Origin of the sequence: Ligilactobacillus aviarius subsp. aviarius DSM 20655 (assembly GCF_001436315.1) — a bacterium.
Classification (GTDB): domain Bacteria; phylum Bacillota; class Bacilli; order Lactobacillales; family Lactobacillaceae; genus Ligilactobacillus; species Ligilactobacillus aviarius.
Window position 1 is genome coordinate 91,144 of record NZ_AYZA01000011.1, and the last position, 8,645, is coordinate 99,788.

The following is an 8,645-nucleotide window of genomic DNA, read 5'->3' on the forward strand; positions in this document are numbered from 1 at the left end:
ACTTCCAAATGAACTTGAACCTGATCCTGTCCCTGTCCGCATTGCTGATGAAACTGAACTTTCAACCATTGTGTTCGTTTCACTACTTACTGTTACAGGAATAGACTTTTCAGTTGATTTGTTTACGTAACTGATCGTTGAAGCCTTTGATGGTACCTTCACACTTGTTTCAGTGTCCTTGCTTGGCTTGTTAGCTGAGCTTGAAACAGTGTTCATTGTTGAACTTGATTCAGTATTGATGTTACTTGATGAACTCTTTACAGGACGAGCCCCGCCACGGTGGCTCTTAGCTGTTGTTGACTTCATTGATGATGAACTTGCAACTTCTTTACTGCTTGATTCAACTGATGACTTCTTGCTTGAAGCCTTGCTGCTTGATACAGCTGATGATTTCACACTTGAACTCTTTACACTTGAGCTTGAAGCCTTCTTTGATGAAGCCTTGCTTGATGCTTTACTTGAACTCTTTACTGAACTCTTGATTGAACTTGACTTCTTGCTTGATGAGCTCTTAATGCTTGAACTCTTCTTGCTACTGCTTGAAATCTTGCTTGAACTTGACTTCTTTGATGATGAACTCTTGATGCTTGAGCTCTTCTTACTACTTGATGAAACCTCACTTGAGTTTGATTTCTTTGATGAACTCTTAATGCTTGAACTCTTCTTGCTACTGCTTGAAACCTTGCTTGAACTTGACTTCTTTGATGATGAACTCTTAATACTTGAGCTCTTCTTACTGCTTGATGAAATCTTGCTTGAGCTTGATTTCTTGCTTGATGAACTCTTAATGCTTGAACTCTTCTTGCTACTGCTTGAAACCTTGCTTGAGCTTGATGACTTCTTGCTGCTGCTTGAAACCTTGCTTGAGCTTGATGACTTCTTGCTGCTTGATGAACTCTTAATGCTTGAGTTCTTCTTACTACTGCTTGAAACCTTGCTTAAGCTTGATTTCTTACTTGATGACGAGCTCTTTACGCTTGAGCTCTTCTTGCTGCTGCTTGAAACCTTACTTGAGCTTGATGACTTCTTGCTTGATGAGCTCTTTACACTTGAACTCTTCTTGCTGCTGCTTGAAACCTTACTTGAGCTTGATGAGCTCTTAATGCTTGAACCCTTTACACTGCTGCTTGAAACCTTGCTTAAGCTTGACTTCTTGCTTGGTGAACTCTTTACACTTGAGCTCTTCTTGCTACTGCTTGAAATCCTGCTTGAGCTTGACTTCTTACTTGATGATGAGCTCTTGATGCTTGAACTCTTTACACTGCTCTTAATTGAACTGCTTGACTTAACAATTCCGCGGTGCTTCTTGCTTATTGCTGACTTAGCTGAACTTTTAATTGAGCTTGATCCTTTGCTTGAAGACTTCTTTGATGAAGCCTTGCTTGATGACTTAATCATTGAGTTCTTCTTACTGCTGCTTGAAACCTTGCTTGAACTTGATTTCTTGCTTGATGAGCTCTTAATGCTTGAGCTCTTCTTACTGCTTGAAATCTCGCTTGAGCTTAACTTCTTGCTTGATGAGCTCTTTACGCTTGAACTCTTCTTACTGCTTGAAATCTTGCTTGAACTTGATTTCTTGCTTGATGAGCTCTTAATGCTTGAACTCTTTTTACTGCTTGAAACCTTACTTGAGCTTGACTTCTTGCTTGATGAACTCTTGATACTTGAGCTCTTCTTACTACTGCTTGAAATCTTGCTTGAGCTTGATTTCTTTGATGATGAACTCTTTACGCTTGAGCTCTTCTTACTGCTTGAAACCTTCACACTTGAGCTTAACTTCTTGCTTGATGAGCTCTTTACACTTGAACTCTTCTTGCTTGATGAACTCTTAATGCTTGAGCTCTTCTTGCTGCTTGAAATCTTGCTTGAACTTAATTTCTTGCTGCTTGATGAACTCTTAATACTTGAACTCTTCTTGCTACTACTTGAAATCTTGCTTGAGCTTGACTTCTTACTTGATGAGGAGCTCTTTACGCTTGAACTCTTCTTAATGCTGCTTAATGAAATCTTGCTTGAGCTTGATTTCTTTGATGATGAGCTCTTAATACTTGAACTCTTCTTACTACTGCTTGAAATCTTACTTGAGCTTGACTTCTTGCTGCTTGATGAACTCTTGATACTTGAGCTCTTCTTGCTGCTTGAAATCTTGCTTGAACTTGACTTCTTGCTTGATAAACTCTTTACGCTTGAACTCTTCTTACTGCTGCTTAAAAAGATCTTGCTTAAGCTTGACTTCCTGCTTGATGAACTCTTGCTACCCTTAATTGAACTGCTGCTTGATGCAGTTGCAATCGGCGTATCAACAACCTTCGCATCATTTGTAATATTCTTACCGTTAACAGTAACCGTTGTAACTCCAGTATCACTAATCTTTACAGTAATTGTTTCTGGGTTAAGTTTATAACCTTTCGGAGCTTTGATTTCTTTAATTGTATACGTTCCGGTTGGAAGTCCATTGAAGTTAAAGTATCCAGTTTGATTTGAAACCGCATCCTTTGTAATTCCATTTCCATTGATTTGGAACGTTGCGCCGGCTAATCCAACTGTCTTGCCATTTTCTTCGCCGATTTTAAGCAAACTAACTCCATACTTAGGCTGTGAACCATCAATTGTTCCATGCCAATTGTTCTTCACGGTTGCCGTTGCTGATCCTGATGGCGTTCCATTAGGATTTATTTGGCTTGCAGTATTTTGCCATTGACTTGCCTGTTCATTTGATGAAACCTTTGTTTGGTAGGTGATCGTGTATGCCACTTGCTTTACAGGATACCAATCGCCGCTTTCATCTGCTCCCATTAATGCTCCCGAAATGTTGTATTCATTCGCAGTAATGGTCAACGAATTTCCTGAAACAGTAATTTTTCCTTCTGATGAAGGATAATTTGCTTGCGAGTAGGTCAAATGAACTGTTCCCCATTGACCGTCTTCATATTGAATAAAGTAAGTTACCTTTACTGATCTCGGAACAATTTCCTGACCGTCTTTGGCAGTGTCTTTAATGGTTGACGTTCCGCTATTCGTTAATACGCCATGAACTTGCCAATTAATGTTTCCGTTATTGGCAATTGTTCCACTCTTCTTCACGGTTCCCTTTGGCGCAACGATATTTGGTGTTCCCCCTTGGTTGCCAGAAGTTGAGGGCGTTGAATTGACACTAATCGTTGGGGTTGGAATCGAATTTGAATTTGGCCAATTATTGACCTTGGTTGGATTCGTCCCACTTTTAGTTGTTACGACTCCTGTAAACTGTAATTTACCGGAATTCAAAACGTGACCATTCATCTTACTGTTAAAAGTAATTGTAATTCCACTGCTTGTAATTTGCGCAGTTGCGACGTTTTGTCCATTTAACGGATCACCAGGATTACTTGGATCTTCATACTTAATTGAAACGGTATGCGGCACTCCAGTAATTCCTGCTCCATCCGCTGTTGCCTTTGGAAATTCAACGTGAATCGTATCGCCGGTATGAATCACCTGTTTACTGTTCCCTAAGGTCATGGTGAAGTGAACCTTTTGACCTGGTGTAGCAGATCCCACATTTGTCGTAATTGAATCAACTTCAGAACTCGTTAGATCTGCGGCATGCAAGCTTCCATTTTGAGATGGAATGAACACTAAAAACATCGACGTGATCAATACAACCAATCGAATAAAGTTCTTTTTAAATTTTGTCACTTTACTTACCCTTTCTTTATTAATATGTAATCCCCCAGATTTCGATTTCGTTCATAATCTTCATCCAACAAACAATACTATTCGTTTTCCTTCCAAATGGCAATATTTCCGCATTATTTTGTCTTCCGCTTGATAAGAAATGGTAAATTAAGCAACATTATTTGTTAATTATTAATTTTTAAATCATGTTTAATCAGAACATTGTCTTTTTCCTTATATATTGTTAAGATGAATTTTGTAAAATATTTTACAGAGCGGGAGATTTAAAATTATGAAAAAGGAACTGATTATTGGAACTGTTTTTCTCGGATGTTCCGCAATTTTAGCCGGGTGCGGGACCACTACCCATTCGGCAAAAGCCGTCACTCATCCTCAAACAGTCCAAAAGGATATTCAAAAAAATCATCAGTCAACGCAACCGGTATCAAGTTCGATCACTGATCAGGATTCAGCAACTACCGCTTCATCATCAAATTCTCAATCAAACAGTTTGAGTTATGATGCCCGGCACCTTTCAGGTCAACAACTTGGAACTTTGATTTGTCTTTTGAAAGATCCTGATGAATTTAAAGGCGCTGACAATGGACAACCTGGTGGTCTTTACTATGGTAGTGTTCCTCAAGGCTCAGATTATGGCCAGCAATTCTGGGGAATGGACTTTCTCACAACGAATGGCGATCCAACAAGTTACCTTTACTTTAAACCCGATGGTCCGAATGTCATCATTAAATACGTTGATGATGACGGAACGACTGGCGGCGTCGCTAATGCACCAGTTAAAACCGAATCGATCTCGATTCAACGATTAGTAAATGACTACTACATTTCACAAGACCAGAAAAATGAAGTTAACGGGTATGCCAACCGAATTCAACCAGAACAAAAATGGCTCGATCGTTATAATTTAAATTCTTCGTCAACTGACAATAACTAAAAAAAGATGTTGCAACCGCAACATCTTTTTCTTATTCTTTCGTAATTTCAATTTCTTTATTGACATCCAAATGACCGGCACTTGTTAAGAATGAAGCTCCGGCATGGCCGCGCTCATGTTGGGGTAACCCTTCAACACTTGCTGGATTCTTAAGGTCATTTCCACGGATCGCTGCAATCGTAATCGTTGGTGCCTGAATTTGCCGGAGTGACAAATCACCGATATTGGTTGATAAGTTGAAATCACCGGTCGCCTTAAAACCGCGAACCCGCACATCGCCTTGACCAAGTGTGATCTTAGCATCGTTAAAGGTTACATCCCGCATCTTTAACCGGCCTTCAGCAAAAGCAGCCGTCATTGAATCTCCGCTTTGGAATTCATCAAGTAAAATATCCCCGGTTCGATTTTCAATTTTGGCATTTCCAAGCAGCGTTTTCTTCATTACTAAATTTCCGCTTTGAGCCTTCACATCCAAATTATCGATCGTTGAATCAGCCATCGTTAATGCTCCGCTTCCAACGATCAGACTAATTGTTGACGTTTTAACGTTGTCGATTGCCACGTCACCCTTAGTCACTTCCGCACTTAACTTTAAAAAGTTAGTCTGTGGAATGGTAACTTCTAGTCGGCTTTTACCAACTGAAAACTTAAAGGCCAACGTCTTTTTCAAAACATTCAAACTGCTCTTTTCCGTTATCCGCAACGTATGCCCTTCCTGCTTCATTTCAAACCGATCATCGTCTTTTTGTTCACCATAATAAATGATACCCGCATTTTCTGCTTGGCGGATAACCAAATCTGTTCCGGTCAGACTAATCTCTAACCGGTTAAAGTCCTTCACATCAAAGACATGTGCAAATTGTTTCTTATCAAACACAAATATCACCCTCTCATTGATCATTCCTCTTCTAATATACTATAAGTTTGAGCATTTTCTAAAATTAGTGCTACAATTAAACTAATTTAGAGGAAATTAGGTGAAAAACATGCGTCAAGGAACTCATATTATTACACTTGATAACGGCTATCACATTTGGACTCACACCGAAGGACAAGGCGATATCAAATTGCTTTGCCTTCATGGCGGCCCTGGCGGTAACCACGAATATTGGGAAAACTTTGGGGAAGAACTGGCTGATCTCGGCGTTGAAGTTACAATGTATGATCAACTTGGTTCATTCTATTCTGACCAACCAGATTACTCAGACCCCAAGATTGCCGAAAAATACCTTACATACAACTACTACCTCGAAGAATTAGAGGAACTTCGGCAAAAACTCAACTATGATAACTTCTACTTAATTGGCCAATCATGGGGCGGCGCTCTAGCAATGATGTACGCTCTTAAATACGGCCAACACTTAAAGGGATTGATCATTTCATCAATGGTCGACAACATTGACGAATACCTTGAACACATCAACGCTCTTCGGGAAAAGACATTAACTCCTGAAGCTGTTGCTTACATGAAAGAATGCGAAGCCAAGAATGACCTTGATAACGCTCGTTACCAAGGCTACGTTGACGTTTTGAACCGGGAATACGTTGATCGGAAACAACCAATGGCAATTCGCCACTTGATTCCAACAATGGCTACTCCGGTATACAACGCATTCCAAGGAAACAACGAATTCGTTGTAACTGGAAAATTAAAAGAATGGGATATCCGCGACCGGATGAAAGACATCACAATGCCAACCTTATTGACATTCGGTGAACACGAAACAATGCCATTGAAGTCTGCTAAACGAATGGCCCATGATATTCCACATGCTCGGTTAGAAACCACTCCTTACGGTGGTCACCACCATATGATCGATAATGCTCCGGTTTACTTCGCGCACTTAAAACGGTTCTTAAGTGACGTTGAAAACGGAACTTTTAATGATTAAACAAGGCGTGCCAAAACATCAAAAACGAGCGTGGTGGAAGCAGAAAAGCAAACGAATCGCGCCAGCATAGATTCGGAGATTTACGTTCTTCCACGCAGCTCGTTTGTTTTGGAACCTGATTATACCAAAATAATTAAGAGGTTGTGGCATAATTGTCACGACCTCTTTTTTCATCTTATAATCAACTTTTAAAATTCAATTCAAAAGTGGTAAACTTGTTATGTTTAATTAGTATTGGAGAGAATTATATATGAAGAAAAAATTATTATCTGGAAGTTTTTGGATGATGATGGGGAGTATCCTTTCACGGGTCCTCGGAATCATCTATTTAATTCCCTGGTTAATGATGATGGGAAGCCTCGAACAGCGAAATGCTGCTCAGGCAATCTTTAATTCAGCGTATACTCCATACGCCCTTTTTCTTGTTTTAAGTCAATCAGGATTTCCGTCTTCGATTGCCCGGCAAATCGCGGAATACAATAGTGAAAATAAGTTCCGCAACAGTTTACGGGTTTTCAAATACGGAATGATCGTAATGATCGGGATGGGGTTGATTTCCGGAATCATTTTCTGGGTCGCCGCTCCTTGGATTGCGGCAACGAGTCCGGTTGTTTCCGTTCAAGCAACAACGGTTACGATTCGGTGCTGCGTTCCCGCATTGGTAATCTTACCGCCAATGAGTCTGATTCGAGGGTTCTTCCAAGGAAATCAGGACATGCAACCGTATGGAATTTCTCAATTATGGGAACAACTCATGCGGGTCATCTTTATCATCGCAACGACATTTGTGATCATGGAAGTCTTCCATGGAAGTTTCTTAAAGGCTGTTAATTACAGTACATTTGCTGCCTTTGTCGGGGCGGTCTTCAGTTTACTGTACTTAACATATCACGGATTTAAAAAGCGCAATGAATATAAGGAAATGTACAAACAAAGTCTGCCAGCAGACAATAATCACATTCCTTCAATTTTCAAAGCAATCATTCACGATGCCATTCCGTTCGTTGTTATCGGATCAGCAATCACGATTTTCCAATTTGTCGATCAGATGACTTTCAAAACAATTGCGGTCGGAATGATGGATATGCCGCTGAAAACGGCGCGCGACCTCTTTACTTATTTCTCGGCCAACCCGAATAAGATCACCGCGGTCGTAATTTCATTAACAACGGCCATTTCCGAAACGTCTTTGCCGCTGTTAGCGCAAAAGCAAAGCCGCAAGGAAACCGGAACCGTTCTTTCGCAAAACATTGAATTAAACTTAGCATGTTTGATTCCGGCATCAATTTTGCTTTCGATCTTAGCCTGGGAAGTCAACGGAATCTTCTTTGATTTCCAAAAGATTGGTGCTCAATTAATGTCATTTGCATTGATCAACAGTATTATTTTGGCCCTTTTCATGAACTTCTTCACTGCAGTTCAGTCAATGGGTTATCAACGCTATGCCATCAAGAAATTCGGTGTTGGGGTAATCTTAAAGCTTGCTTTGCAGACCCCTGCAATTTACTTCTTCGGTGCATTCGGTCCGACACTGGCAACCTCAATTGCCTTTGGACTTGTAACCTTAGATGTTTACTTGATGCTTCGGCGCAACTACATCCAAAAAGGGCAACTGCACTATGCTGGTAAAATTCTTAAGATCAACGCTGTCTTGTTAGCAATTACATTTGTCATCAACAAGTTGATCAAGATCTTCTTCGTTCCAGAATCAAAAGTCACCGCATTTATTTACTGTGCAGTGCTTGCCGGTGGCTTTGGACTTGCATACCTTGCAATTTTGAAGAAGACCGGATTATTAGGAGTGATCTTTGGAACCGCTGAGGAAAATACTTCACCTGCCGAAGATGAAGACATTCTCCTCGAACCAGCAACCGATTATGAAATTCAAAATGACGATCAACCGGTTGATCAGTCAATCCCAACAGATTCAAATCACGAATCAGATTCTTCATCTGAAGAACCAATTCCGCCACGGAAACAAACGAAGCCTGCTAAGAAGAGGGCTTCTGGCTGGTGGAATAAACCGAAAGGAAAACACTTTTAAACAAAAAATATTCCCATAAGATTTAGTATTGGTGAAAAAATCATCAATACTATTTTTTTACTTGCTTTTCGCTTTTTAACCCAAAAAAAGCATTAAC

5 protein-coding genes are annotated in these 8,645 nt (G+C 40.2%); 3 read left to right on the forward strand and 2 right to left on the reverse strand.

Going from position 1 to position 8,645, the window contains the following annotated elements:
• The coding region (locus tag FC33_RS02205) for a SpaA isopeptide-forming pilin-related protein (RefSeq protein WP_235803879.1) at positions 1–3,678 on the reverse strand (3,678 nt) is incomplete at its 3' end.
• Between the two features lie 271 nt (positions 3,679–3,949).
• Between FC33_RS02205 and FC33_RS02210 the strand changes: the two genes are divergently transcribed.
• Positions 3,950–4,612: an Lreu_0056 family protein gene (locus FC33_RS02210; RefSeq protein WP_057826992.1), complete on the forward strand. Its 663-nt coding sequence runs from the start codon at positions 3,950–3,952 to the stop codon at positions 4,610–4,612.
• A 31-nt stretch (positions 4,613–4,643) separates the two neighbouring features.
• Here FC33_RS02210 and FC33_RS02215 read toward each other — a convergent pair whose 3' ends face one another.
• Positions 4,644–5,489, reverse strand: a complete 846-nt coding sequence (locus tag FC33_RS02215) for a DUF4097 family beta strand repeat-containing protein (protein ID WP_057826993.1) — start codon at positions 5,487–5,489, stop codon at positions 4,644–4,646.
• A 109-nt stretch (positions 5,490–5,598) separates the two neighbouring features.
• Here FC33_RS02215 and FC33_RS02220 point away from each other — a divergent pair, with 109 nt between their 5' ends.
• The gene (locus tag FC33_RS02220; RefSeq protein ID WP_057827041.1) at positions 5,599–6,504 is read left to right on the forward strand and encodes a proline-specific peptidase family protein; all 906 of its coding nucleotides are present in this window, start codon (positions 5,599–5,601) and stop codon (positions 6,502–6,504) included.
• A gap of 250 nt (positions 6,505–6,754) precedes the next feature.
• A complete protein-coding gene (locus FC33_RS02225) occupies positions 6,755–8,548 on the forward strand; it encodes a putative polysaccharide biosynthesis protein (RefSeq protein WP_081037027.1) in 1,794 nt (597 codons plus the stop codon).
• Positions 8,549–8,645: the final 97 nt, after the last annotated feature.